Source organism: Jiangella gansuensis DSM 44835 (assembly GCF_000515395.1).
GTDB classification, from domain to species: Bacteria; Actinomycetota; Actinomycetes; order Jiangellales; family Jiangellaceae; genus Jiangella; species Jiangella gansuensis.
The window spans coordinates 1,927,321-1,951,568 of sequence record NZ_KI911782.1 but is presented as its reverse complement, the minus strand read 5'-3'; the positions used below and the strand labels follow the sequence as shown (position 1 = coordinate 1,951,568).

Genomic DNA, 24,248 nt, shown 5'->3' with positions numbered 1-24,248 from the left:
CCCGGCGAAGGGTGAAGCTGCAGCCGGCTACGTCCTGCTGGCCCTGCGCCTGATCACGGCGATGATCGCCGTGGCGACGAACAGGACCACCCCGATCACGCCGAGCCAGAAGATGCCCTCGATCGCGAACCCGACGATCGAGAGGACCAGCCAGATCGCTAGCAACACGACCACGAGTGTCAACATCCACCCAGACTATCGCCTCCGAGCGGCGCTGCCTGGCAAGATCGAAACACACCACAATGCCTCGATTGAGTGGAATCAGCTCGAGGCCCACGACCGCGTCAGCAGCCCGACGCCTGCTGACGAGCAGGTCGTTCGGGCTGGTGGCAGCGCCGCTCGTGCTATTCTCCAGGTAGCTGTGATCGTTGTTCCATCGAACGTTGCGGGATGCGCCGCTGCCCCGAATCCGCGGGTGTTTTCAGCGTTGACGTAGTTCTCCCCTCACGCTCGGCCGACCATGCACGGGTCCGTCCTCACGGACCGTCGTCGCGTCCGGGCTCGCAGCCGGGGCCATGACGGCCCCGACCTGTTCGAGTCCGATACACACCGAGCCCTTGGGGTGGTACGAGCTGATTTCCTTCATCTGGTCTCCGGGTAACCCGCTGCCGGCCGGCACCGGCGGTTCCGAGAACTACACCGTCGGTCAGGTTCGAGAGCTGAACCGACGCGGCGTGCCGGCGCAGGTGGTCACCGTCGGCCTGGGCACCGCCGACGGCCGCGACGACTTCGCCGGCATCCCATTCCTGTCCCTATCGACGCTTGCCGAGGTCAGTGAGCTCGACGGCACCGTCGTCTTCGTCAACGAACCCCACATCGTGCCGACCAGGACGCAGGCGTTCCTGATCCTGCACAACCCGCCGCCGATCCGGGAACGCGAGTGGGCGTTCGCCGCCGACGGGACCAGGGACCGCGCCCTGATCGCCACGAGCCGCTACGCGGCCGACCTGTGGGCACGCTTCCTGGACGTCGACGTGCAGACCATCAGCGTCGTGTACCCCTTCGCCGAGCCCTGCTTCGCGGCGCAGCCCCGCCCGGTCAACACCCGTGGCAGGACCCGGGTGCTGTTCGCCGGACGGTTGAGCCCGGAGAAGGGCATTTACACCCTGCTTTCGACCCTGCACATCGACATCATCGACCAGGACGTGGACCTCGACTTCGTGGCGACGACCGCAGGCGCCGACAAACCGCAAGGAAAGATCATCGAAGGGCTGCTGGCCGCGCATCCCCGGATCTCGGTCGTCCCCACCCGTAAGACACCGGACACGATGGCGGCGCTGATGGCCGAACACGACATCGTCGTGATGCCGTCCAACAGCCAGTACTGGCACGAGACCTTCGGCATCGTCTCGATCGAGGCGCAGCACGCCGGGTGCCGGGTCGTCGCCTCCGACGACGGCGGCCTGCCCGAAACCGACTGCGGCGGCGTGACCCTGATCAGGCCCGACGACGCCGAGACGCTCGCCTGGGGGATCCGGGCGGCCGTGGCGGCCGGGCCACTTTCCGTCGCCGCTCGCCGGGACGCCGGCACGAAGTTCACCGTCGGACAGTCAGTGGACACGCTGCTGAGCGTGTTCGCCGCGCCGCAGCCGATCCCGCCTGCGGCCATCACCCGGCAACTCGAAGAGTTGATCGCCGCACCATCGGCGGAAGAACCATGTCCCATCGCCCCAGGTCGCCGGCCCGAGCCGCGCCACGAGCTGGGCGCGTCCAGTATCAGCTGACCGTTCGTCATGCTGGTTTGCCCGGCATTCCGGGGTAAAATAGTAGGAGCGGCGTTGGACACGGAGCCGCTGATGGCTCCAGCCGCGCTGGCACGATGTAGGTCGGTCGTAGAGGCCGAAGACAGGCCCAGTCATGCGACTGCCCGACACCGAACCAGACACCGCCGTTCGTGCGGTGTTCAGCCCTGTCACCGGCCATGACCTCCGGGCCGTCGACGGCGCGTGGTGGCCCCGCTCCCGCGATCTGGTCGCGGAACTGCCGGCGCTGGCGGCCGAACTCTCGCGACGCGACTTCACCGTGACCCGGGTCGCATACCACCGGGACTCCTGGGACGGTGCGATCAGGAAGCTGCCCGTAGCCGGCAAGATCATCCGGTTCGGATGGTTCCGCACCATCGACGCCCACGTGGTCAGCCTCACCGGCGCCGACACCCAGGGCCGGCTGGATCTGCTCGTCGTGCCCGCGCAGAGCGATCCGCAGCTCGCCGGCCGAGTCTTCGCACGGATCGAAGAGGACCAGCATCACGACAGCGCCAGCGCGATCCTGGCCGATGCCGAGGCGAACCTGCAGACCCCGGCGCTGTCGGAACCGGTCGCAGCACGCGCCGACCGGGTGGCCGAATCCGCCTGGGAGTCCGAGGGCGGGCCGATGCGCCAACCCGTCGCGACGGCGGGGCGGCCCGCATGAGTACGACGTCACCGAGCCGGACGGCTGCCGCGGCGACGACGACCGCGCCGCGTCGCGTGCGCTACGTGAGCACGTACACCGAGCTCTCGCAGCAGGTTCAGGCCGCCGGCCTCCTGCGCCGCCGCTACGCCTACTACTGGTCCAAGATCATCGGCACCGTCGCGGTCTTCGCCGGAATCTGGGTGCTCTTCGCCTTCATCGGCGACTCGTGGTTCCAGCTCCTGCTCGCCGCGGGGCTGGGGGTCGTGCTGGCCCAGCTCACCTTCCTGGGCCACGACAGCGCCCATCGGCAGATCTTCACATCCCACCGCTGGAACGACTGGATGTCCCGGGTGCTGGCAGGGCTGTTCGTCGGACTCAGCCACGGCTGGTGGATGATCAAGCACAGCCGCCATCACGCCAACCCGAACAAGGAGGGCTCGGACCCCGACATCGGGCCCAGCGCCTTCGCCTTCACCCCCGCCATCGCCGCGAGTCGGCGCGGCCTGTCGGCGCGCCTCACCCGCTGGCAGGGCTATTTCTTCCCGCTCGCGCTGTTCATGGGACTCGCCCTGCACATCGCGAGCGTCCAGCGGCTCATGAGCCGGCAACCTCTCAAGCACCGCTGGTGGGAAGTCACGTTCATCACCGGCCGGTTCGCCGGATACATCACGGTGCTGCTGCTCGTGCTGCCGCCGGGCAAGGCGGCGGCGTTCTTCGGCGTCCAGATGGCCGTGTTCGGTCTCCTGCTCGGCGGCGCCTTCGCGCCCAACCACCTCGGCATGCCCATCGTCCCGCGCGACATGAAGATCGACTTCCTGCAACGCCAGGTGCTGATGTCGCGCAACATCAGCGGCGGCTGGGTCACCAACTTCGCCATGGGCGGGCTCAACTACCAGATCGAACACCACCTGTTCCCCAACATGCCCCGGCCCAACCTGCGCAAGGCGCAGGCCCTCGTCCGCGAACACTGCGCCAAGCACGGCGTCCGCTACACCGAGACCAGCTTCGTGGGCGCCTACCGCGTGATCATCCGCTACCTCAACACCGTCGAGAACGCCACGACGGACCCGTTCCGCTGCCCACTCACCGCCCAGTACCGCACCTGACCCACCACCCCTCCCATGATCATCAAGAGTTGCCCCGGTCATAGCCGGACCAACTCTTGATGATCATGGGAGGTTCAGATCGTGCGGCCCGGGCCAGCGGAAACGTCCGGTCGATGCTCGGCGTCACCGCGCCCGCCTCGATGAGGACCGTCAGCCGTTCGAGATCGCTGGCGCGCTCTTTGGAGGCCAACATGGCCAGCCGCTGGCGCACGAACAGCGACACGAGTGGGGCGCGCAGTTGGCGGCCGAAACCGCCGGTCCACGTGCCAGGCCCCTCGCCGCCGACGATGACGGCCGTGCCGGTGGGGGCGAGTGCGCGCCGCAGCCGCGACAGGGACGGGTTGCCGGCAATGTCGAGGATCAGGTCGTAGCGCTGCGGCCCGGCGGCGAAGTCGTCATGGGTCCCTGGCGGCTACGCCTCGAGGCCCTCGCCCTGGAACTGAGGCGACGACTCTCCGACCACCCGGGGACGGTGCCGCTGATGATCGGCGCCCCACTGACCGGGCCACATGCCCTCACCCTGAACGAACGACTCCTCGAGGTCCTCGCCGACGCCGGCCTCGATCCGGTCGCGGCCGCACGCGCGTCCTATGTGCTCATCGTCTATGCGTTCGGTTCGATCGCCCTGGAGATCGCCGATGCGCCTGAACCCGGCCCACCACAGCCGGAAGCAGAACGAAAAGCGTCCAGACATCGGGCATTCTCACTGACGCCTGCCGACCAATATCCGAGAGCCGCCGCGGTCGCGGCCACGATGGCGGACTACAACTCCACCGAGCAGCATCTCTGGGGGCTGCACCGCCTGCTCGACGGCATCACCGCCGCCGGCCCGGAATCGATCTGACGTGAGCTTGTTCGACGAGGCGAGGGGCGCGCCAGCTGGGAAAACGCCGGCGCAGCCAAAAGACCGGTAGACGTTTTGTGTTTCTTGTACGTGTTTGGGGCGATATCTGAACGCTCTATTTCGACTTTATCGCTTTGAATGATCGCGCACGCGCGAGTTTATGCTTGAGTAGGGCGAAACATGCTTCGCGCCCCGGGCGTTCATCGGCCAGACGTGACCCATGAGGATCTCAACCGAAAGGGTCAATTCATGGCCAGGACATCATCTCATCCGGTCCAACGTGCACTGTGGCCAGGGTTGGCGAGCCTTGGCGTTGCGGCGCTCGTGACGGCACCGCTGTTCTTCAACACGAGCGTGGCAGATGCCGCCGACGCTCCGGTCGGCCTCGGGACCGCGGGCGACTTCTCCGTGCTGGCCGGCTCCACCGTCACCAACACCGGCCCCACGTCGCTGGAACAGGATCTCGGCGTGCACCCCGGCACCACCGCTCCGGGCTTCCCGCCGGGCGAAGTGCACGGTGAGACACACCTGGCCGACGCAGTCGCACTCCAGGCCAAGGACGACCTGACCACCGCCTACAACGACGCTGCCGGCCGCACGCCGTTCACGAACCTGGCCGCCGAACTCGGCGGCACTTCACTCGACGCGGGCGTCTATCGCATCTCAGCCGCCCAACTGACGGGGCAACTCACGCTCGACGGCAAGGGCGACCCCGGGGCGGTGTTCATCTTCCAGATCGACTCCACCCTGATCACCGCCACGGACAGCAGCGTCATCTTCGTCAACGGAGCGGCGCCGTGCAACGTGTTCTGGCAGGTGGGCAGCTCCGCCACTCTTGGCACCGGCACAGACTTCATCGGCACCATCATGGCGACCGCATCGATCACCATGGACACCGGCGCGAACCTGCAAGGCCGAGCGCTGGCTCGAACGGCCGCCGTCACCCTCGACACCAACCAGATCACCGACGACGCCTGCGAGCCCACCCCCACAGACACTCCGACCGGCGACGACAACGGCGACGAGACCGGAGACGACACCGGCACCGAAACCGGCACCGAGACGGGAACCGAGATCGGCGACGACACCGGTGACGACACCGGCACCGAGACGGGAACCGAAACCGGCACGGATACCGGCGACGACAACGGCACCGACACCGGCACCGAGACGGGGACGGACACCGGCGACGACAGCGGCACCGAAACCGGGACGGAAACGGGGACCGAGACCCCCACTCCGACCGAGACCCCCACTCCGACCGAGACCCCAACGCCGACTGAGACCCCGACGCCGACCGACTCCCCGCCCGGCACCGAGACGGGAACTGAAACCGGCGACACCGGCACCGAGACCGGCGGCACGGGTGACCTGCCCGACACCGGCAGCGGCTCGACCCTGATCCTGGCGGCCGCGGGAGTCGTGCTCATCGCGCTCGCATCAGGCCTGGTCTTCTTCAACAAGCGGCGTACGGCCGGTCTGTGAGCGGCCGGGCCCTTCGGGCACGTCCGGTCGCGGCAGCGGGCTCCGAACGACGTCACACGCCGCGCTGTTGGAGAACGTAGGCCGCGGTCAGCGCGATTGACGGCTCGTCGCTGCGCGCCAGGTCCGAGAGGACACGCGTCGCCTCGGCTCCGGGGATGTCTGCCAGCGCCTGTGCGATGCGTCGCCGCGTCGGGGTTCCGGCACCGTCCTCGGCGAGGTGGGCGACGAACTCGGTGACGATCCGGTCGGCGAGTTCACGGCGACGCGCCAGCGTGCCCAGGGCCTCCGCGGCGTCGACATCGTTGGCGCCCGCGACCACCATGTCGATCAACGTCGGAACGGCGTCGACGACCCCACGTGCCCCGAGAGGCAGGGCCGCCGTTCTGCGGACCGCGACGTCGGGGTCTGTGAGAGCGTCTGCGAGCACTGCCGTCGCGTCGTCGGTCGGTACCTGCGCGATCAACACAACGGCGCGTTTGCGGACGCCGGCATCGGTGGATCTGAGGCCGGCGGCGAGCCGCGCCAACCCGTCACTGCCCGCCTGCCTCAGTGCCCATTGCAGCGCTCCGGCGACATTGAGATCCGTCTCCGCGAGTGCCGCCTCGACGAGTAGTTCGACGGGCGCGGAGGCTTCGCCGACCGACGCCAGGGCCGCGCGCTGGCGGACCCTGGCGCTCTCGGAACCCAGCGCCTGGAGCAGCGCCACGATCCCGAGCGCCTCCTCCCAGTCGGCGGGTTCGGCAGCATCGATGTGACGGAGTCGCGCGAGCAGTTCCTTCTCACGCATGATGCGCTCCTGCGTCTGACGCATCAGCTCGTCGATGAGGCCGGAGGGGTCGAACCCGGGATCGTCCAAGGCGCGCCCGACTTCGCGCAGGGACAGTCCCAGCGACCGCAGGCTCTCGACGTGGAATATCCGCCGGATGTCCTCGCTGGAGTACTCCCGGTAGCCGCCGACGCTTCGCCCCGTCGGCCGCACCAGGCCCAGCGCGTCGTAGTGCCGGAGCATTCGCGCGCTGACCCCGGAGCGCCGCGCCACCTCACCGATCAGCACGACCGAGCGCTTTCCTCGTCCGGGCCCAGTGCGGCCACCCGCTTGGCTTCCTCGATCGCGAGCTCGAAGCCCGCGTCCGGGTCACGCCACAGCCGGTGGGTCGCGATCGCGTGCGCGCGGACCTCGACCACCGAGCTCGTCATCGCGGCTGCCAGAACCGGAGGGACCACGTCCCCGAGCGCGATCAACGCCCGGCTCAGGCTCAGCTGCAGGTGCCGGTCACCGCGTCCCAGCTGCGTCGAAAGCGCCTCGGCCAGGGCGGACCTGTCCTTGTCCGGCACGAGCACGACAGCCGCCCGCCATGCGCTGCGGGCCACCTCGTGATCGGCGTCGAACAGCAACGACCGGGTGATCGCCGTCCACACTCCCCGATCGCCGATCTTGGACAACGTGTGCAGCGCCTGGCTCCGCGCCTGAGCACGCTGCGAGCTCAACTCCTCGACCAGCCTGGGAACAGTGATCGACGCCGAGTGCCTGGTCAGCGCCCACGTGAGCATGTCGCGCACGAAGAAGTCCGGCTCGACCCCGCACCGCTCGACGAGCTTCTCGACATACCGGGGGTCGGGCCGCGTGCCCGCCGACATCGCCGCCCGCAGCCGCACCGACGACTGGGGGTGCCCCAGCGCCTCGACCAACCCAGTGTCGTCCGTGCTCTGATACGGCAAGGCCATCACGACCACCTCCTTCCGCCCCAGTGAAATCCTTGTCACTGTGTCAATGTCAAGCACAAGGCACCGACCGCGGCACCTGAACCATCGCGCCCTGGTGCGAAGACTCCGAGAGTGAGAGAGCCGAAACGCTCAGTTCGGCTCGATGTCGGGCGGACCCAGTGCCTCGGTGAGTGGACCGGCGTCGGCCGGTTTGCCCTCGGCGGTCGCGGCGGCCTCGGGGTACTTGAGGTCGAACGCGGGACGCTCGCTGCGGATGCGTGGCACTGAGGTGAAGTTGTGCCGCGGCGGCGGGCAGGACGTGGCCCACTCCAGCGAGTTCGTGAAGCCCCAGGGGTCGTCGACCTCGACCTTCGGAGCCAGCCGGGTCTGCCACACGTTCCACAGGAACGGCAGCGTCGATACCGCCAGCAGAAACGCGAACACCGTGGAGAACTGGTTCAGCGTGGTGAATCCGTCATCTGGCTCGTAGTCGGAGTAGCGCCGCGGGAAGCCCTCGACGCCCAGCCAGTGGTGCACCATGAACGTGCCGTGGAAGCCGAGGAACAGCAGCCAGAAGTGGATCGTGCCCATGCGTTCGTTCAGCATCCGCCCGGTGAACTTCGGCCACCAGAAATAGAAGCCGGCGAACATGGCGAACACGACCGTGCCGAAGACGACGTAGTGGAAGTGCGCGACGACGAAGTAGCTGTCGTGCACGTGGAAGTCCAGCGGCGGCGAGGCCAGGATGATGCCGGTCAGGCCACCGAACAGGAAGGTCACCAGGAACCCGATGGCGAACAGCATCGGGGTCTCGAACGTCAGTGAGCCGCGCCACATGGTGCCGATCCAGGCGAAGAACTTCAACCCGGTCGGAATGGCGATGAGCATGGTCATGGCCGAGAAGAACGGCAGGTTCACCGCTCCGGTGGCGAACATGTGGTGCGCCCACACCGCCACCGACAGACCGACGATCGCGAGGGTGGCGAACACCAGGCCCTTGTAGCCGAAGATCGGCTTGCGGCTGAACACCGGGATGACCTCGGTGATGATGCCGAAGAAGGGCAAGGCGATGATGTATACCTCTGGATGGCCGAAGAACCAGAAGAGGTGTTGCCAGAGGACCGCACCACCGGCGCTCGGGTCGTAGATGTGCGCTCCGAGGGTGCGGTCGGCCAGCATGCCGAACAGGGCGGCGGCCAGCAGCGGGAACGCGATCAGCACCAGGATGCTGGTAGCCAGGATGTTCCAGGTGAAGATCGGCATCCGGAACATGGTGATGCCCGGCGCGCGCATGCACACGATGGTGGTGATGAAGTTGACCGCGCCGAAGATGGTGCCGAAACCGCTCATCGCCAGGCCGGCGACCCACAGGTCGCCACCCACGTTGGGACTGTAGACGGTGTCGTGCAACGGCGCGTAGGCGGTCCAGCCGAAGTCGGCGGCGCCGTCCGGCGTGATGAACCCGGCACAGACGATCAGCCCGCCGAACAGGAACAGATAGAAGCTGAACATGTTCAGCCGCGGGAACGCCACGTCCGGCGCGCCGATCTGCAACGGCACGATGATGTTGCCGAAGCCGATGAACAACGGCGTTGCGAACAGCAACAGCATGATCGTGCCGTGCATGGTGAACAGCTGGTTGTACATCTGGTCGCTGACGACCTGCCGACCCGGCGAGAACAGCTCGGCCCGGATGAACAGTGCCAGCACGCCGCCGAACAGGAAGAACCCGAACGAGGCGATCAGATACATGTACCCGATGACCTTGTGGTCGGTGGAGGTCATCCACCGGACGACGACGTTGCCCTTGCGCTTCGGCCGGGCGACACGCCCGCGCGAGGGCGCGGTCCGCTCCTTGAAGGTGGTCACCGGTCGCCCCCGGGGCTGTCCGGGTCGAGCGGCTCCCCTTCGTAGGCGCCGCGGATCGGCGGATCGATGAGACCGGTCTGGCCTGCGTCACGCAGTTGGTCCATCTGGTCCTGGTATTCCTCTTCGGATACCACCTCGACGGTGAACAGCATCGACTGGTGGAAGACGCCGCAGAACTCGGCACACCGACCGTCGAACGTGCCCTCACGGTCGGGTGTCACCTGGAACGCATTCGGTTGGCCGGGAAAGACGTCCTGCTTCATGTAGAAGGACGGGATCCAGAACGAGTGGATGACGTCCGGCGATCCAAGGTTGAACCGGACCGTCTGGTCCACCGGCAGGTACAGCGTCGGGCGCTCGTTGATGGTGCCGATCTCGTGGACGTCCTCGTCGACGTAGTTGAACGTCCAGGACCACTGCTGGCCCACGACGTCGACTGTGAGATCGGGCTCGGCGCGGATACCGGTGATCTGGTCCTGGTGGTCGGCCGTGAAGTAGAAGAATGGCGCGATCACGAAAAACGGCGCCACCGTGTAGAGGAACTCGATCGGGATGTTGAAGCGAGTCTGCTTCGGCAGTTCGTCGTTGCGCTTGCGGTAGGCGATGACCGCCCACAGGATCAGCCCCCAGACCAGGAAGCCGACCGCGAACGCCGCGATCCAGGCACCTACCCAGAGGTCACCGATCAGCGGCGCCTCGTCGGTGGCCGGCTCCGGTAGCGCCAGCCGCGACCACTCGTCACGCTGCTCGGCCGAGCAACCACTCAGCACGACCGCCGCGCCGAGCACGACAGCCGCGACGCGTCGTGTCAGAGCCGGATCGCGTCCGGGAACCAGATGTGCCACGTGTCGCTAACGTGCGGAACGTATCGCAATTCCGATGAAGATGCCGACCACGAAACCGACGCTGCCGGCAACCATGGTCGCCATGTTGCCGGCCTGCATCGCGGCCATTGTGGCGCTCGAGCCGGCCTGCGCGGCGGCTTGAGTGGCCTGCGCGCCGGCCAAGGTGGCCGCACCCGCCGCCTGCGCTGTCTCTACCGCGTGCAGCCGCTCCTCGATTTGCTTGTCGTCCATGGTGGCTCCTTCGTTGCCGTTTTGGATGGACATCATGTGCTGCCTTCCCTGAAGCAAGGGCTTAGGAAGTGCTGGCCAGGCCATGCGCTCGGTGTATTGACAGGGCACGCGCCGGCCACGACGGCGAATCCGATCATGGCTCCCCCCACATACGCCGAATCGGAAAGCTGTGGACGAGCAACCCATACCCTTCTGGCGAACCCGCACACTCCAGAATTTCCAGATCATTGGCGACATCTCGACGGTGCACCCCCCGCACGGCCAGAAGGGTCGGTGCCGCCGAAGCACCACCTGCGCGCGGAGACGTCACTGAACGCTGGCCGGCATGGATGCGCGCCGGAGCTCACTGGCAGACCACGAGGGGGCAGTCGCCGGGTGCGAGCCGTCAGCTGAGTTCAGCTCTCGATACCCCGGAATGGCCATGTCATCCGTGGGTACCAGTCCTGCGACTGCCATCTTGGGCAGCCACGTGGACTCGAGCCGCGGGAGCAGTACGCCCGCCCGAGAGGAGATCAGAGCGATGGCACACGATCACGACTCAGGCAGATCCACCATGACCGCGACGCCCGTGCAAACCGCTGCCACCATCGTCGGCGTCGTCTTCCTAGCCGTCGGAGTCCTGGGCTTCATACCCGGCATCACCTCTGACTTCGACACCATGGAATTCGCGGGGCACGAGTCCGAGGCGATGCTACTCGGCATCTTCCAGGTGTCCATCCTGCACAACATCGTCCACCTGCTGTTCGGCCTGGCCGGCCTTGCCCTGGCCCGCAGCGCCGCTGGTGCGCGCAACTACCTCATCTGGGGTGGAGCTATCTACGCACTCTTGTGGCTGTACGGATTGGTCGTCGACGAACAGAGCGACGCCAACTTCGTTCCGCTCAACAACGCCGATGACTGGCTGCACTTCGTACTCGCCGCGGGTATGATCTTGCTCGGCCTGTTGCTCAGCCGGACTCCCCGCCCAGGCAAGGCGGCATAACCGCCGCGGTGAACCGGTTGCTTCGACCCGGCCGCGCACTTCTGTGTGTGCCGGGTCCGAGGCATGTCAGGAGCCCGGCTCGGCAATGACGACGAGGTTCCGTGTGTATCCGCCGGCGTCCTCGTCGAAGGGTCCTGTGCAGGTGATCAGCGCCAGGCGGGGTGCACCGGTTCTGGCGAAGAGGTCTGCGGGCAGGGCGGCCTTGTCGTGATGGCGCCGCTCCGTCACGACATAGTGCCAGCTCTGGCCGTCAGCGCTGTTGAGGATAATGTTTGAACCGGTGGAAATGCCGGCGGCAATCTGGGCGAAAATGCCGGGTCCGTCCGCCGCGGTGTCCACGTGACCGGCGACGACGACGGTGCCGGCGGCGTCGCCGGGCGCGGCGCCCGGTGCCCACCAGCCGGCCGTGTGCGGACTCGCGGGCAACTCCATACTCCCGTCGGCGAGCAAGCCCACGGGTTCCACGGTGACGTCCCGGCCCAGGACGTGCATACGTACCGGCGGCGACGACGTGTCGAACACGGCGGGCGGGGACGGGACTGTGCTGGGTCGTGATGCGTGGTTCGGTGGCGTTGCGGTGTCCAGAGCCGTGTTCGGACCGAACCCGACCTCAGCCACCGTCACCGGACCGTCGCCTGATATTGCGAGATGAGCTGAGACGGCGACAAGAGTTCCGCCGAGGACGAGTCCAGCGCGGGCCAAGTGTCGTTTGATCCGACGTTGTCCGCAGCTCATTCGAGATCAACCTCGGCGACGCAACGCGGCCGAGCTGACCGCGACCAGGAGCAACCCACCAACGGCAAGTGCCCACGTCCCCGGGCCGACGTCCCGCTGCTCCGCCGCTGCATGGCCACCGGTTCCGGCGTCAACGCCGTCGGGGGCCGGCGCCTCTCCAGACTCGATCATGGTCAGGTGTTTCTGGATGACGGGAGCGGATTCCTCCGCCAGCGCGACGACGTCGGCTGCGCTGCCGCTTTGCAGTTCTTGATCACCGATCGCGAGGGCCGCCTGGTGCGCGGTGATCTGCAGCCGTGTCCACGCCTGATCGAACGCCATGCCTTCTTGGGCGGTCACCTCGGCTAGTTGCGCCTGTTGTTCAGCAGTGGGTTCAGATGGCAGGTCGACGCCGTGAGCGGCAGCGACTCGCTGAAGTGACGTGTCAAGCATCGTATGGTCGGTGATGAGCATCTGTCCCTGGGAGCGCACCAGCTCGGTGGTCGCCTGGGCGACCGCCGCCTCGCCGGAGGCGATCTCGGCCAGGTTGCTCTGGTGGGCCTGAATCAAGAAGCTCCGGTCCTGGTCGGACAGCTCCTGCTGCTGTGCTTGCGCTGTTGTGGTGGCGAGCAGCGTCAGAGCAATTGCTCCGACGCCGGCCGCGGCCAGTCGTCGGACATTCACGGCGGTTCCTTTCATCGTCAGTGATGGACATGGTTGCTTTTGCCCACAGTCGAGGCGTTCATTCCCGGCCGCGATTAGGGCGGGCTGATGACCGTGCTGACGCGCCGCGGTCGAGAGAAGGCGAATACCGCCGGCCGGTTCGTCGGCCGTGAGCGTTCGCGCCGCCGGCCTGACCATGCGGTGAACAGCACCACGGCGATGAGCAGCTCGGCGAGATCACCGCCGTAGTACATGATCTGCGCAGCCTGCCGGACGAGCTCAGGCGCGTAGCCGGCACCCGGTGGAAGCTCGGCGGCGCCGGCATACAGGAGCTTGGCCACATACGCATGCGCACCGGCCACCACGATGAGAACGGCGATTCGCGTCGGCCGGCCGGGGCGCCGAGGTGCGGGGTCGGGTCCGACGATCGACCAGGCGAACAGGTAACCGGCGAGCAGAAAGTGCAGGTGAACACCGCTGTGCAAGATCGCGCTGTCAGCGCTGGCGGCGTGCAGCGGGGTGAGATAGAGCACGTAGAGGCCGGCTGTCGTGGCGAGTCCCGCTGTGGCCGGATGAGACAGGACGCGGACCAGACTGCACCGCAACACAGTGGTCAACGCCCTGGCACGCCTCGGCGGCAACGCCGCCAGCAGGACGGTCATCGGAGCCGCCAGGACGAGCGCCAGGGGGGCGTACATCCCGATCAGGAGGTGCTGCACCATGTGCCCGCGCGGGTCGCTGTCGGCGAGCATGCGCACTGGCGGCGATGCAGCGAGCCCCAGCATCGCCGCGCCGGCCACGAAGGCGCCCGTTCTCGCCATCGGCCAGCGGCGCAGAGTGCGTCGTGAGTACTTCCGCACAGCCGCGAGATATCCGCCGCTCACCATGGCAACCGCCAGGGCGGGAACGATCCAGCCCGCCGGTCCGGAACCAGCAGCGTGCTGCGCGTGCGCGAAGGCCGTCAGCATGGCTGTCAGCCAGCGGCTCGCCGCCGACGTCCACCACTGCTGCGCCGTGACCGTCTCGCGAGTGCGACACCGGCAGCCAACAGCACCACCCCGACGGCGTTCCACGTCATGTCATAGGGCAACAGGTCCACGCCGTACCGGACTTGATGGAGCCGTAGAACCTTGTGGTGGACGAGCCCGTCCCACACCTGGAACGCTCCCGAGCCGAGCAGTACACCCGCCCAGGCGGCGCCGACAGCGAGCGTCCCGCGCCTGCGAAGGTCACTCAGGAGCACGAAACCGGCGACGAGCAACACGAGTTCGGCCGCGTGAAGAAGGCCATCGGACATGAGCGCCACGTCCGTTGCGGAACGATCGTAGAAATGGTGCCAGCCCAACAGCTGGTGGAACACGACCTCGTCCACGGCGGCCATCACGGCCACGCCGATCATGGCGCCGACCGTCAGGGACCGGTTGGCCATGGGCTCCGGCGCATCCGCGCGCCCGTTGTCACCGACCATCTCGCCCTCCTCAGCCGGGGCCGTCCGTCCCGTCCTGCTGGAGAACGGGACGGATGCGGGTCACGCGTGTGTGTTCGCGCCGACGAATCCTGGAGCGCTCATTCCTTGTGCAGCATGTCCTGGGCCTTGCCGGCCGTCTTCTCGACGATGTTCGGCACGTCGGTCGTGCCGTAAAGCCGGGAATCGGGCCTGGTCGGCTTGGGCATCGCGGCACCGGCCGGGGGCTGGGCAACGTACTGGAACTCGCCCTTGCCATCCGGGGACGGCCCGCTGGCCCAGCTACCTTCGGACGCGTGCTCTCCGTCGGAGAAGTTGATGTACTGGTAGGCGACCTCCCCGTCCTCCTGCGACTGCGGGAAGTTGCTGGGCACGGGGAGATTCTCCAACCCTTCTTCCTGCAGTTCCCGGGCGGCCGCGATCCACTGGTTCTGGTGCATGGTGTCGCGAGCGATCAAGAACGACAGCAGATCCCGCACGCCGGCATCGTCGGTCATGTTGTACAACCGGGCCACCTGCAACCGGCCCTGCATCTCGGCGTTGGCATTGGCGGTGAAATCGGCCAGCAGATTGCCGCTGGCCGTGACGTAACCGGCCGTCCACGGGTTGCCCATGCTATCCACCGGACGGGCACCGGCCCCGGCCACGATGGCGTGTTGGATATCAGTACCACCGACCACCGCCGCGACGGTCGGGTCGTCCTGCACGGCATCCTCGGTGACACCGACAGGCGCCTTCTCCAGCAACTGAGCGATCATGGTCGCGAGCATCTCGACGTGCCCGAACTCTTCCGCGCCGATCCCATAGAGCAGATCACGGTACTTCCCGGGAAGGTGCACGTTCCACGACTGGAACCCGTACTGCATGGCGACGGTGATCTCACCGTACTGCCCACCGAGTACTTCCTGGAGCTTACGGGCGTAGACCGCGTCGGGTCGGTCAGGTTTGGCGGCATGTTGGAGTTCTTGGCGGTGGAAGAACATGGCTGGTGCACCTTTCACTGCGGTGTGGTCGGATGCTCCTCGCCGGTACCCCGACGACGCCAGCCCATTCCAAGTTGGAGCTTCTCGGCCGCGTCGGTGTCCTTCGAGCGGGAAGGAGGCGAGCAATTGGATGTCGGCGGCTGGGGTGAGCAGGATCTCGCACCGCAGCTGAACCACGCCCACCTAAGGGTGCACGATGGACTTGATGTCGGACCGGCGAACGGCGACGTCGTGACGTTCCCACAACTCCCGGAACTCGCGCTACGAGCCAGCAGGTCGTCGACCAGCGAGGTGACGTCGGCGTCTCTGAACGGCGCGCGTACGTTGCACGGAGGTCGCTCACCAGAGCCGCGGAGATTCGGGTCCACTCGGGCTCCAACATCGGCCGTGACGATGGGTCGGTGAACCACCGCCAAATCGCGTTGCGGAGCCGGCGGAACACCCAGCCGCCCGCGGCACCGGTGCTCATCGACGACGGGCGACGACGATCCAGGCGCGGGAGCCGAAGAGCACCCCTTCCGGGGTCGCGTGCGCGGCGAGCTGGGTGCGCAGCCGGCCCATGGCACGGTGCAGCGCGGCCCCGGTGAACCGGCCGAGGACCTCCTGCGGACCCCGCAGCTGCAGCACCGCGTCGAAGGCCGCGTCGACGTCGGCCCCGTACCAGACCGGCCGTGACACGTCCGAGAACCCGACGTCGCCGAATCCCGCGGATTCGAGCAACGACCGCGTCGACTCCCGATCGGCAAGGGAGAACGCGCTGTCGTCGGCGGGAGCCTCGGCCGAGTCACCCAGGATGGCGTCGATCAGCGGGCCCGCCCACTCGTTGACGGCGCGCTCCTGCCAGACGGTCATCACCAGGCGCCCGCCGGTCGTGGTCGACCGCGCGAGGTTCGTGAACGCCGCCATCGGATCGGTGAAGAACATCGTCCCGAAGCGGCTCATCACCAGGTCGAACTCCGCATCGCGGAACGGATGTGTCTGCGCGTCGGCGACCTCGAACACGACGTTGCGCAGTCCATCGGCGGCGGCGAGCTCGCGAGCCTCCTCGATACGCGCCTGCGAGACGTCCACGCCCACCACCCGGCCTTCCGCCGCGATCCTGGCCGCGTCGCGGGTGGTGCGACCGCTGCCGCAACCGACGTCGAGCACGTGATCCCCGCTACGGATTCCGAGGGACGCGCGGAAAGATGGGTCCAGGTAGCGCAGTTCACTGTCGTAGTCGAAGGCCACGGGCCGACGCTAGCGCCTGGCCGTGACATGGTCCGTCGACGGCCGTAGGTCGCCCAACCGCTAGTATCGGGCTTCGACATCGGCCGGCGAGCGAGCGGAGAGCGGCGTGGCTGAGCCGGGCCTGGCGCGGCGGTTGGGCACGGTCGACGCGGTGGTCATCGGGCTGGCGTCGATGGTCGGCGCCGGGGTGTTCGCCGCGTTCGCCCCGGCCGCGGCGGCCGCCGGCACGGGTCTGCTGATCGGTCTGGCCGTTGCCGCCGTCGTGGCCTACTGCAACGCGACCTCGTCGGCGCAGCTGGCGGCGGTGTATCCGACGTCGGGCGGCACCTACGTGTACGGGCGGGAGCGGCTGGGCGAGTGGTGGGGGTTCGTCGCCGGGTGGGGGTTCGTAATCGGCAAGACCGCCTCCTGCGCCGCGATGGCCATCACGTTCGCCGCCTACGCCGTGCCCGACGAAGCCTGGCGCAAGCCGGTCGCCGTCGTCGCCGTGGCCGGGCTGGCGGCGGTCAACTACCGCGGCATCACCCGCACCGCCCGGCTGGCGCGCGTCCTCATCGTGATCGTGCTCGCCGCGCTCGCCGTCGTCGTGATCGCGAATCTCGCCGGCGGCTCCGCCGACACCGCCCACCTGACCGGCCGGGCCGGACCGGACGGCGGCTGGTACGGAATCCTCCAGTCGGCCGGTCTGCTGTTCTTCGCCTTCGCCGGCTACGCCCGCATCGCCACCATGGGCGAGGAAGTCCGCGACCCGGCGCGGACCATCCCCCGCGCCATCGTGACCTCGCTGGTCATCGCCGTCGTCGTCTACGCCCTGGTCGGCGCCAGCGCGCTGCTGGTGCTCGGGTCCGACGGGCTCGCGAACGCCTCCGCCCCGCTGGTGGCCGCCGTCCAGGCCGACGGCTGGGACTGGGCGGCACCGCTGGTCCGGGTCGGCGCGGCAGCGGCCGCGCTCGGCGCACTGCTGGCGTTGATCGCCGGCATCGGCCGCACCAGCCTGGCCATGGCTCGCGAACGCGACCTTCCCGGCTGGCTGGCCGACGTGCATCCGCGGTTCAAGGTCCCCCACCATGCCGAGATCGCGCTCGCCGTCGTCGTCTGTGTCCTGGTGTTGGTGGTGGACTTGCGTGGCGCGATCGGGTTCTCATCGTTCGGGGTGCTGATCTACTACCTGATCGCCAACCTCTCCGCCCTCAGCCAACCCGCGGACCAGCGACGCTTCCCCCGCGCGCTGCAGATCCTCGGTGCCGCCGGCTGCCTCACCCTGGTCGCGACTCTCCCCGTCGAGGCCGTGCTGATCGGCCTCGGCGTGTTCGCGGCCGGACTGGCCTACCGGGCCCTCCGGCTGCGCCGCCGCGACGCGATGCGCTGATTCACCCCGTCGGAGTGATCCCGGACCGTCTCGACAAGGTGCACCGTTGGTGTCGACGATGGGCGACGGGCCGATGGCGGTGGTCGTCGTCGTTCCGTCGCCTCGAAGGTCCTGACCAGGGGAGATGACGATGCCGGAGGGCGATGAGGGTATCGAACCCATAGCGGCGCATCTGGCCACCATCCGGGCCACCGAGGACCAGCGCGAGGCGCTGCGGTCCGCGGCCGAGGACATGCGCCGATTCGGCACGTCGCGCTGCCCGATGCGCTACCTGACGGCCGACATCGAGTTCCACCGCATCATCCTGGCGGCCTCGGGCAACGAGATGTACGCGGCGCTGCGGCCGCTCCGACTGCCCGGTCCCGACCCACCGGGATCCGGGAGCGGCGGCGCGGCGCTGGCCCAGACCAGGCTCGGCCGTGAACGCCAGCTCGTACGGCAGCACCTCGCCCGAACCCGCCAGCCGTTCCACCGTCACCAGGTACTCACCGGCCTGGCCACACGGCTCGTGCCGGGCCGCCTCCGGGTCGACGGTGTGATGCAAACCGTCGGTCACCACGCCCTGCGGGCCGGCGACGGCGCCACGGCCGCCGCGCACGTCCTGCCCTTCGTCGCACACCACCGGGCCACCGGTGACCACACCCGGTTGGGCCGCGGCCTCACTACCCTGGCCCTCGCGCACCAGGCCACCGGTGACGACGCCGCGGCGCTGCGTGCGTTCGGCGAAGCCCTCGCCGCCCACGACCTCGGCGGCAAACCGCCGCAGCTACGGCATCACCGCGAGCACACTCGCCGAGCACCACCTCGAATCCGGCCGGTACACCGCCGCCGCGCAGCAGGCGGCCGACGCCATCACGATCTGGCGCGAACTCGAGGGCGCCGACCCGTACCTCGGCGTCGACGCACACAAGAACCTCGGCCTGGCGCGAGCCGCCCTCGGCCGTCCGGCCGACGCCGTCGAACCGCTCCACACCGCCCTGCGCATCGCCGACGACACCGGCTACACGCCCGGCCGGCGACCACTGCTGGCAGCACTGGCCCGGGCCCACCGCGACGCCGGCGAACCGATCCTGAGCATCGGCTACTTCGAAGAAGCTCTGGCGACCGCGGAGGACCCCCGCGAACCACCCACGGACGCCACGGTGCAGCGCACGCTTCAACGCGAACTCGACGCAGTCCTCGAGCAGGTCACGGCCTCGCCCACACGCCACTGACGGTTCGACGGCAAGCTGCTCCGGGGTGCCGGGCGTCCGTGCTGGCCGGTCGAGAACTCCGCTCCCCCTGCTCGTCGGGCGAACGTAGCCGCCTTGTGAACCTTCGAGAAACACTGCGTGGGCGCCGTACGACGCCTTCGGATTCAGCTGCCCGCCTCGTGCGGCTGGCAGCGGGCGAAACCGCAGGTCCGCAGCGCTTCGCCGGTGCGTGGCAGCCGCTCGGCGACCGCGAAAGGCGCCGTGGCCGCCTGGGTTAGCCTGCTCGCGACTTCTCCGTCTGCAGCCCCCGCGCGAGGATGTTATGAAGCTGTTCGTGCAGATCCCGTGCCTCAACGAGGAGGAGACTCTGCCGCTGGTACTCAAGTCGATCCCACGTGAGATCCCAGGTGTGGACGAGGTCCGCGTGCTGGTGATCGACGACGGCTCGACGGACCGGACCGCCGAGGTGGCCCGTTCCTACGGCGCGGAGGTTCTGCGTCATCCGCGCACCATGGGGCTCGCCAGGTCGTTCCGCGACGGCGTCGACTACGCCCTGGCACACGGTGCGGACATCGTGGTGAACACCGACGGCGACAACCAGTACCCGCAGGAGCGCATCGCCGACCTGGTCTGGCCGGTGATCGCCGGCCAGGCGGACGTGGTCATCGGGGACCGGCAGACGGGCACCATCGCACACTTCTCGCCGTTCAAGAAGGCGATGCAGAGGTTCGGCTCGCGGGTGGTGAACTTCGCCGCGGGCACGGACCTGCCGGACGCCGCCAGCGGCTTCCGCGCCTACTCACGCGCCGCGCTCCTGCGGCTCAACGTGGTCACGCAGTTCAGCTACTGCATGGAGACCATCATCCAGGCGGGCAACAAGCGCCTGGCGATCACCTCGTTGCAGATCGTTACCAACGCCAAGACCCGCGAGTCGCGCCTGTTCACGAGCCCTTGGCAGCACATGTACCTGTCCGGGCGGGCGATCGTCCGGTCTTACCTCATGTACCGGCCGAACGTGATCCTCGGCTGGATCGGCGTGCCCATGCTGGTGGCGGGGCTCGTGCCCTTCGTGCGCTTCCTCGTCTTGTGGTTCGCCGGCGACGGTGACGGCCATGTCCAGTCCCTCGTCTTCGGAACGGCGATGCTCGTGGGCGCGTTGCTGACGTTCGCGCTCCTCGTGATCGTCGACCTGCTGCGCACCAACCGCATCCTCCTGGAGGAGTCCCTCGAACGGATCAAGGCCGTGCAGTACGGGGCTGCGAGGCGCGACACGGCGCCAGCCGGTGGCGCGGGTAGGCCGTCCACGGCGCCTCCGGAGCTCGCGCGAGAAGCCGAGGAACTGGCCGCCAGCGAGACGGCCGTCGCGTCGTGAGGGTGCTGGCGTTCGGGACCTACGACGCCGCGGCGCACCCGAGGATCCAGGTCCTCATCGACGGTTTGCGTGAGCGCGGGATCGAGGTCCGGGAGATCGCCGAACCCCTCGGCCTCGACACGGCACGGCGGGTGGAGATCCTCAGGAAGCCGTGGCTGGTTCCGGTCCTCGCCGTGCGCCTGGGCCGGCGGTGGCTCACGCTCGCCCGCCGCGCACGCCGGCTCGGCCGCGACGAGTACCCGAGCCACGTACTCGTCGGGTACCTCGGCCACTTCGACGTGCTGCTCGCCCGGGTCCTCTTCCCGTCCGCCACTGTCGTGCTGGACCACCTGGTCTTCGCCGCCGGTACCGCCCGCGACCGCGGCGTGGGCGGCGGCCTGCGAACCCTGCTGCTGTCGGGAGTCGACCGGCTCGCGATCGCGGCGGCGGACGTCGTCGTCACCGACACGGCCGAGCACGCCGCGCAGGTGCCGGCGCGGCGGGCCGACGACGCCGTCGTCGTCGCCGTCGGTGCGACCCAGGCCTGGTTCGACGCCGGAGCGCGAGCCGAGGCCGCGAGGACGCTCGATACTGATGACGGCGCGCTCACGGTGGTCTTCTTCGGTCTGTTCACCCCGCTTCAGGGCGCACCGGTGATCGCAGAGGCGCTGCGCCTGCTCGGTCGCCGGGGCGTCAGGATCCGGGCGACCCTGGTGGGGTCGGGACAGGACGCCCCGGCCGTCAGGACGACCCTGGCCGGTATCGGTCCGTCCGACGGCACGCGCAGCACCGTCGACGTGGCCTGGCACGAATGGGTCCAGCCCGCGGACCTGCCGGGTCTGGTGGCCGGTCACGACATCTGCCTCGGCATCTTCGGCACCACGGACAAGGCGCTCGCTGTCGTCCCGAACAAGGTCTACCAGGGCGCGGCGGCCGGGTGTGCGGTGATCACGAGCGGCACCGAACCGCAGCGGCGCGCCTTCGGCGACGCGGCGATCTTCGTGCCACCCGGGAACGTCGAGGCGCTTGCCACGGCGATCGAGACCGTCGCGGACCCCGCCGTGCGCACGCGGGCACGGGCTGCCAGCCGCGCGGCCGCCCATCGATTCACTGCCGGCGCCGTCGTCGCACCGCTCGTCGAAGCACTGGCCGCGGCGCCGGCGACGCCCACCCGGTGAGGCGGCTGCTCGCGCTCACGCGCAACCCGTGGGTGCGGCGGGCGTTCCTCGTCCTCGCGCTCGCCGCGGCCGCCTGGGCCGTCGCGAGCCGGTGGGACGAGGTGCGGGCCGCGTTGACGACGATGCCGGCGCTGTCCCTGCTGGCCGCCGTGGTCGCGGCGCTCGCCTACGTCCTCGCCACCATGGCGTCCTGGCGCGCGGTCCTCACCGATCTCGGCTCGGCGATGCCCCTGGGGCCGGCGGCACGGATGTTCCTGCTCTCCCAGCTGGGCAAGTACGTTCCCGGCGGGGTGTGGAACCTCGTTGCCGCCGCGGAGATCGGTGCGGACCTGAGGATCCCGCGCCGCCGGTCCGTGACGGTGATGGCGGTGGCCTTGCTGGTCTCGATCGTGACCGGACTGCTGGTCGCCGTCGTCGCGCTGCTCACCGGCCCCGCCGACGTCCGTGACACCTACGGGGCGGCGATCCTCGCACTCCCCCTGTTCATCGTGCTCCTGCTGCCGCCCGTGGTGAACCGGCTGCTCGGGCTCGTCCTGCGGCTGCTGGGCCGTCCTCCGCTCGAGCGTCCATTGACGGCTGCCGGCGTCACCCGCGCGTCGGTATGGGCGGTCCTGGCGTGGCTCCTGGCGGGCCTGCACCTGTGGCTGCTCGTCACGGCGGTCGGGGCGGAGGCGACGCTCGCGACGGCCGCGCTCGCGACCGGGGCGTACGCCCTGGCCTGGACGGTGGGTTTCCTCGTCGTGGTCGTCCCGGCCGGGGCCGGCGTCCGTGAGGCCGTCCTCGCCCTCGTGCTCGCCGATCAGCTGGCCGGCGGCTCCGTGATCGTCGTCGTGCTCGCCTCCCGAGTGCTCATGACGGTGGCGGACGTCGCGCTCGGCCTGGCGGCGGCCGGGAGGCGCCGGTAACCGTGCGCGAGGCCACCTGCTACCGAGCCGCACTCGTGGCGATCACGCTGCTGGTGGTCGCGGTCGCGGGCTGCTGGGCGCTGCTCACGCCCGCGTTCCGGGCACCGGACGAGCCGCAGCACGTCAACAGCGTCCTCCGGCTCGCCTACGGCGGCGGCTGGCCCGCACCCGGCGAAGCGCGGATGAGCCCAGCGATGGACGTCGCCCGCCGGCAGGCCGCTCTGGAGTCGGACATCCCGGGACGGCACTGGAACCGTGCCGGCGTCATCCAGTACACCGACGTCGTCCCCGTTCCGGACGGCCAGCGCCTGCAGGTCACGGCGGAGAACGCGCTCCCGGAGCCCGGGAGCAGCTCGGGCCTCGCCGCTGTCGACCAGATGACCCAGCACCCGCCGCTCTACTACGCGGCCGCCGCGGCCTGGCTCCACGTGACCGGGACCGCGGACGCCCGCTGGGACCAGGTGCTGCTGTCGCTGCGCCTGTTCGGTGTGCTGCTGCTCGTGCCGCTGCCGCTGCTGGCCGCGGCGACCGCGCGCACCCTCCTGGGCGACCGGCGGCAGGCCCGGCCCGCGGCGCTCGTCGCCGCCGCAGCCGTGCTGTTCGTCCCGATGTCCGCGCACATCCTCTCGGCGGTCACCAACGACGCGCTGGTCGCGCTGTCGGGCGCCGTCATCACGTGGCTCGTGGCGCGGGTCCTCCCGGGCGACCTGCGGTGGCGTACGGCGATCGGGCTCGGGCTCGCGCTCGGCGTCGGACTGCTCACCAAGGTGATGGCGGCGTTCGCCGTGCCCATGGTGGTCGTGGCGTACCTCCTGGCCGGGCCCGCCGGGCGGCCCCTGCTCGCGGACCTGCGCCGGACCTGGTGGCGGCGGACGGCACGCGTGCTCGTAGCGGGCCTGGTCGCGTTCGCGGCCGGCGGCTGGTGGTGGCTGCGGAACCTGCTCCTGTTCGACGCCGTCCAGCCGGTGGGTCTTCCGGAGCGGTGGGAGCCGGTACCGAACGCAGGGGTCGGCCACTTCGTCACCACGGTGCTCACCGCGTTGACGCGTTCGTTCTTCGGTGACTTCGGCTGGCTCGAGCTGCGCGTGCCTACCGCGGTCTTCTGGGCCGGCGCCACGATCGTCGCGGCGCTGTGCATCGTGGCGCTCGTGCGGCGGGACACCCGCAGGGACGCCGCAGCGCTACTCATCCTCCCGGCTGCGCTCTGGGTCAGCGTCGTGAGCAACGCATGGCGCCACTACGTCGACACCGGCTGGATCACGGCGGTCCAGGGACGGTACTTGTTCGCGGGGCTCACGGCGCTGGCCGTGGTGACGGCGCTCGGTGCCCGCCCGCGAGCCCGAGCCGTGCCGTGGCTCGTCGGCGCGGGCGGGGCGGTCGCGGCGGCGTCCCTGGTGTTCGCCTTCCGCGGCATGTACGGGGGCCCCCGGGAGAGCGCGGCCGAGGCGGCGGCGCGGCTGGCCGAGTGGAGCCCGCTCTCGCCTGGTCAGCTCGGGACCGTCGGCGCCTCGACCTTCGTGGTGGCGGTGGTGGCGGCCGGCGCCTGCGTACGGTTCGCCGTCGTCGCCACGACCCGGCGCGCCGCTCCCGCGGCGACGGCCACCGCCAGCACCGCGACCACGACGGATGGGACCGGCGCCTCCGTGTAGTACCAGGGCTCCGCCGGCGCGGTGCCGAGCTCGACCACGACCCAGCCGACGAGGTCCGCGAGCGTGACCGCCGTCCACAGCGGGACCA

The 24,248-nt window shown here is 69.2% G+C and carries 26 protein-coding genes and 1 pseudogene; 13 read left to right on the top strand and 14 right to left on the bottom strand.

Translation table 11 applies throughout. The annotated features are described in order from the left end of the window. Window positions 1-27: 27 nt before the first annotated feature. The gene (locus JIAGA_RS34930; RefSeq protein ID WP_035812328.1) at window positions 28-186 is read right to left on the bottom strand and encodes a hypothetical protein; all 159 of its coding nucleotides are present in this window, start codon (window positions 184-186) and stop codon (window positions 28-30) included. A 371-nt stretch (window positions 187-557) separates the two neighbouring features. Between JIAGA_RS34930 and JIAGA_RS28725 the strand changes: the two genes are divergently transcribed. From JIAGA_RS28725 to JIAGA_RS0109475, 3 genes are all read left to right on the top strand, one after another. Continuing rightward, on the top strand, window positions 558-1,724 hold the full coding sequence (locus tag JIAGA_RS28725) for a glycosyltransferase family 4 protein (protein WP_051425913.1): 1,167 nt from the start codon (window positions 558-560) through the stop codon (window positions 1,722-1,724). 133 nt (window positions 1,725-1,857) lie between these two features. Then, complete coding sequence (locus JIAGA_RS28720) at window positions 1,858-2,412, top strand: DUF5994 family protein (RefSeq protein ID WP_051425912.1); 555 nt, start codon at window positions 1,858-1,860, stop codon at window positions 2,410-2,412. After that, window positions 2,409-3,500, top strand: coding sequence for a fatty acid desaturase family protein (locus tag JIAGA_RS0109475; protein WP_084469596.1), 1,092 nt, complete (start codon window positions 2,409-2,411; stop codon window positions 3,498-3,500). The genes JIAGA_RS28720 and JIAGA_RS0109475 overlap by 4 nt, the downstream gene beginning before the upstream one ends. A gap of 22 nt (window positions 3,501-3,522) precedes the next feature. Here JIAGA_RS0109475 and JIAGA_RS35595 read toward each other — a convergent pair whose 3' ends face one another. Continuing rightward, window positions 3,523-3,852 carry a zinc-binding dehydrogenase gene (locus JIAGA_RS35595; RefSeq protein WP_245597259.1) on the bottom strand — a complete coding sequence of 110 codons (330 nt, stop codon included), beginning with the start codon at window positions 3,850-3,852 and terminating at the stop codon, window positions 3,523-3,525. Between JIAGA_RS35595 and JIAGA_RS28710 the strand changes: the two genes are divergently transcribed. Together JIAGA_RS28710 and JIAGA_RS28705 are read left to right on the top strand one after the other, a co-directional pair. After that, window positions 3,739-4,344, top strand: a complete 606-nt coding sequence (locus JIAGA_RS28710; protein ID WP_211239586.1) for a TetR/AcrR family transcriptional regulator C-terminal domain-containing protein — start codon at window positions 3,739-3,741, stop codon at window positions 4,342-4,344. The two genes, JIAGA_RS35595 and JIAGA_RS28710, sit on opposite strands and share 114 nt — an antisense overlap. Window positions 4,345-4,668: 324 nt before the next feature. After that, window positions 4,669-5,829 (top strand): ice-binding family protein, encoded by a 1,161-nt coding sequence (locus JIAGA_RS28705; protein WP_169738848.1) that lies wholly within the window; start codon window positions 4,669-4,671, stop codon window positions 5,827-5,829. 52 nt (window positions 5,830-5,881) lie between these two features. On the opposite strand, the gene JIAGA_RS0109455 is transcribed toward JIAGA_RS28705, so the two are convergent. The 5 genes from JIAGA_RS0109455 to JIAGA_RS0109435 all read right to left on the bottom strand — a co-directional run bounded on the left by JIAGA_RS0109455 (window position 5,882) and on the right by JIAGA_RS0109435 (window position 10,478). Beyond that, entirely contained in the window at window positions 5,882-6,883 is a 1,002-nt protein-coding gene (locus JIAGA_RS0109455) for a HEAT repeat domain-containing protein (RefSeq protein ID WP_026875467.1), read from the bottom strand. Continuing rightward, window positions 6,877-7,554, bottom strand: a complete 678-nt coding sequence (locus JIAGA_RS0109450; RefSeq protein ID WP_026875466.1) for a HEAT repeat domain-containing protein — start codon at window positions 7,552-7,554, stop codon at window positions 6,877-6,879. Before JIAGA_RS0109450 ends, JIAGA_RS0109455 begins: the two co-directional genes overlap by 7 nt. Before the next feature lie 129 nt (window positions 7,555-7,683). Then, a complete protein-coding gene (gene ctaD, locus JIAGA_RS0109445; RefSeq protein WP_157553636.1) occupies window positions 7,684-9,318 on the bottom strand; it encodes an aa3-type cytochrome oxidase subunit I in 1,635 nt (544 codons plus the stop codon). An 80-nt stretch (window positions 9,319-9,398) separates the two neighbouring features. Then, a complete protein-coding gene (gene ctaC / locus JIAGA_RS0109440; RefSeq protein ID WP_026875464.1) occupies window positions 9,399-10,247 on the bottom strand; it encodes an aa3-type cytochrome oxidase subunit II in 849 nt (282 codons plus the stop codon). A gap of 6 nt (window positions 10,248-10,253) precedes the next feature. After that, window positions 10,254-10,478 carry a hypothetical protein gene (locus tag JIAGA_RS0109435; RefSeq protein ID WP_026875463.1) on the bottom strand — a complete coding sequence of 75 codons (225 nt, stop codon included), beginning with the start codon at window positions 10,476-10,478 and terminating at the stop codon, window positions 10,254-10,256. Window positions 10,479-11,031: 553 nt separating this feature from the next. Here JIAGA_RS0109435 and JIAGA_RS0109430 point away from each other — a divergent pair. Continuing rightward, window positions 11,032-11,460, top strand: coding sequence for a DUF4383 domain-containing protein (locus tag JIAGA_RS0109430; RefSeq protein WP_026875462.1), 429 nt, complete (start codon window positions 11,032-11,034; stop codon window positions 11,458-11,460). Between the two features lie 66 nt (window positions 11,461-11,526). Here the strand turns inward: JIAGA_RS0109430 and JIAGA_RS28700 are convergent, their stop codons facing one another. The 7 genes from JIAGA_RS28700 to JIAGA_RS0109400 form a co-directional block, all read right to left on the bottom strand. Beyond that, the gene (locus tag JIAGA_RS28700) at window positions 11,527-11,982 is read right to left on the bottom strand and encodes a class F sortase (protein ID WP_051425910.1); all 456 of its coding nucleotides are present in this window, start codon (window positions 11,980-11,982) and stop codon (window positions 11,527-11,529) included. Between the two features lie 219 nt (window positions 11,983-12,201). Further along, the gene (locus tag JIAGA_RS33760) at window positions 12,202-12,858 is read right to left on the bottom strand and encodes a DUF4142 domain-containing protein (protein WP_169738847.1); all 657 of its coding nucleotides are present in this window, start codon (window positions 12,856-12,858) and stop codon (window positions 12,202-12,204) included. Between the two features lie 74 nt (window positions 12,859-12,932). Beyond that, complete coding sequence (locus JIAGA_RS28690; RefSeq protein ID WP_084469591.1) at window positions 12,933-13,805, bottom strand: cytochrome c oxidase assembly protein; 873 nt, start codon at window positions 13,803-13,805, stop codon at window positions 12,933-12,935. A 5-nt stretch (window positions 13,806-13,810) separates the two neighbouring features. Further along, window positions 13,811-14,305 carry a DUF2243 domain-containing protein gene (locus JIAGA_RS28685; RefSeq protein ID WP_084469590.1) on the bottom strand — a complete coding sequence of 165 codons (495 nt, stop codon included), beginning with the start codon at window positions 14,303-14,305 and terminating at the stop codon, window positions 13,811-13,813. Between the two features lie 98 nt (window positions 14,306-14,403). Next, a complete protein-coding gene (locus JIAGA_RS0109405) occupies window positions 14,404-15,285 on the bottom strand; it encodes a manganese catalase (protein ID WP_026875461.1) in 882 nt (293 codons plus the stop codon). Next, window positions 15,242-15,667: a hypothetical protein gene (locus JIAGA_RS36100; protein WP_342673658.1), complete on the bottom strand. Its 426-nt coding sequence runs from the start codon at window positions 15,665-15,667 to the stop codon at window positions 15,242-15,244. Before JIAGA_RS36100 ends, JIAGA_RS0109405 begins: the two co-directional genes overlap by 44 nt. Window positions 15,668-15,750: 83 nt before the next feature. After that, window positions 15,751-16,515: a class I SAM-dependent methyltransferase gene (locus JIAGA_RS0109400; RefSeq protein WP_026875460.1), complete on the bottom strand. Its 765-nt coding sequence runs from the start codon at window positions 16,513-16,515 to the stop codon at window positions 15,751-15,753. Between the two features lie 106 nt (window positions 16,516-16,621). On the opposite strand from JIAGA_RS0109400, the gene JIAGA_RS0109395 reads away from it, so the two are divergent. The 7 genes and pseudogenes from JIAGA_RS0109395 (at window position 16,622) to JIAGA_RS28665 (ending at window position 24,160) form a co-directional block, all read left to right on the top strand. Beyond that, window positions 16,622-17,884: an APC family permease gene (locus JIAGA_RS0109395; RefSeq protein WP_026875459.1), complete on the top strand. Its 1,263-nt coding sequence runs from the start codon at window positions 16,622-16,624 to the stop codon at window positions 17,882-17,884. A gap of 124 nt (window positions 17,885-18,008) precedes the next feature. Further along, window positions 18,009-18,206 (top strand): annotated as a pseudogene (locus JIAGA_RS36345) (FCD domain-containing protein); the annotation flags it as partial. A gap of 370 nt (window positions 18,207-18,576) precedes the next feature. Then, window positions 18,577-19,098: a tetratricopeptide repeat protein gene (locus JIAGA_RS34460; RefSeq protein WP_169738846.1), complete on the top strand. Its 522-nt coding sequence runs from the start codon at window positions 18,577-18,579 to the stop codon at window positions 19,096-19,098. A 301-nt stretch (window positions 19,099-19,399) separates the two neighbouring features. Beyond that, the gene (locus JIAGA_RS28680) at window positions 19,400-20,449 is read left to right on the top strand and encodes a glycosyltransferase family 2 protein (protein ID WP_084469589.1); all 1,050 of its coding nucleotides are present in this window, start codon (window positions 19,400-19,402) and stop codon (window positions 20,447-20,449) included. Continuing rightward, entirely contained in the window at window positions 20,446-21,606 is a 1,161-nt protein-coding gene (locus JIAGA_RS28675; RefSeq protein WP_051425909.1) for a glycosyltransferase, read from the top strand. Before JIAGA_RS28680 ends, JIAGA_RS28675 begins: the two co-directional genes overlap by 4 nt. Then, window positions 21,603-22,511, top strand: a complete 909-nt coding sequence (locus JIAGA_RS28670) for a lysylphosphatidylglycerol synthase domain-containing protein (protein ID WP_035812320.1) — start codon at window positions 21,603-21,605, stop codon at window positions 22,509-22,511. The genes JIAGA_RS28675 and JIAGA_RS28670 overlap by 4 nt, the downstream gene beginning before the upstream one ends. 2 nt (window positions 22,512-22,513) lie before the next feature. After that, a complete protein-coding gene (locus tag JIAGA_RS28665) occupies window positions 22,514-24,160 on the top strand; it encodes a DUF2142 domain-containing protein (protein ID WP_051425908.1) in 1,647 nt (548 codons plus the stop codon). Window positions 24,161-24,248: the final 88 nt, after the last annotated feature.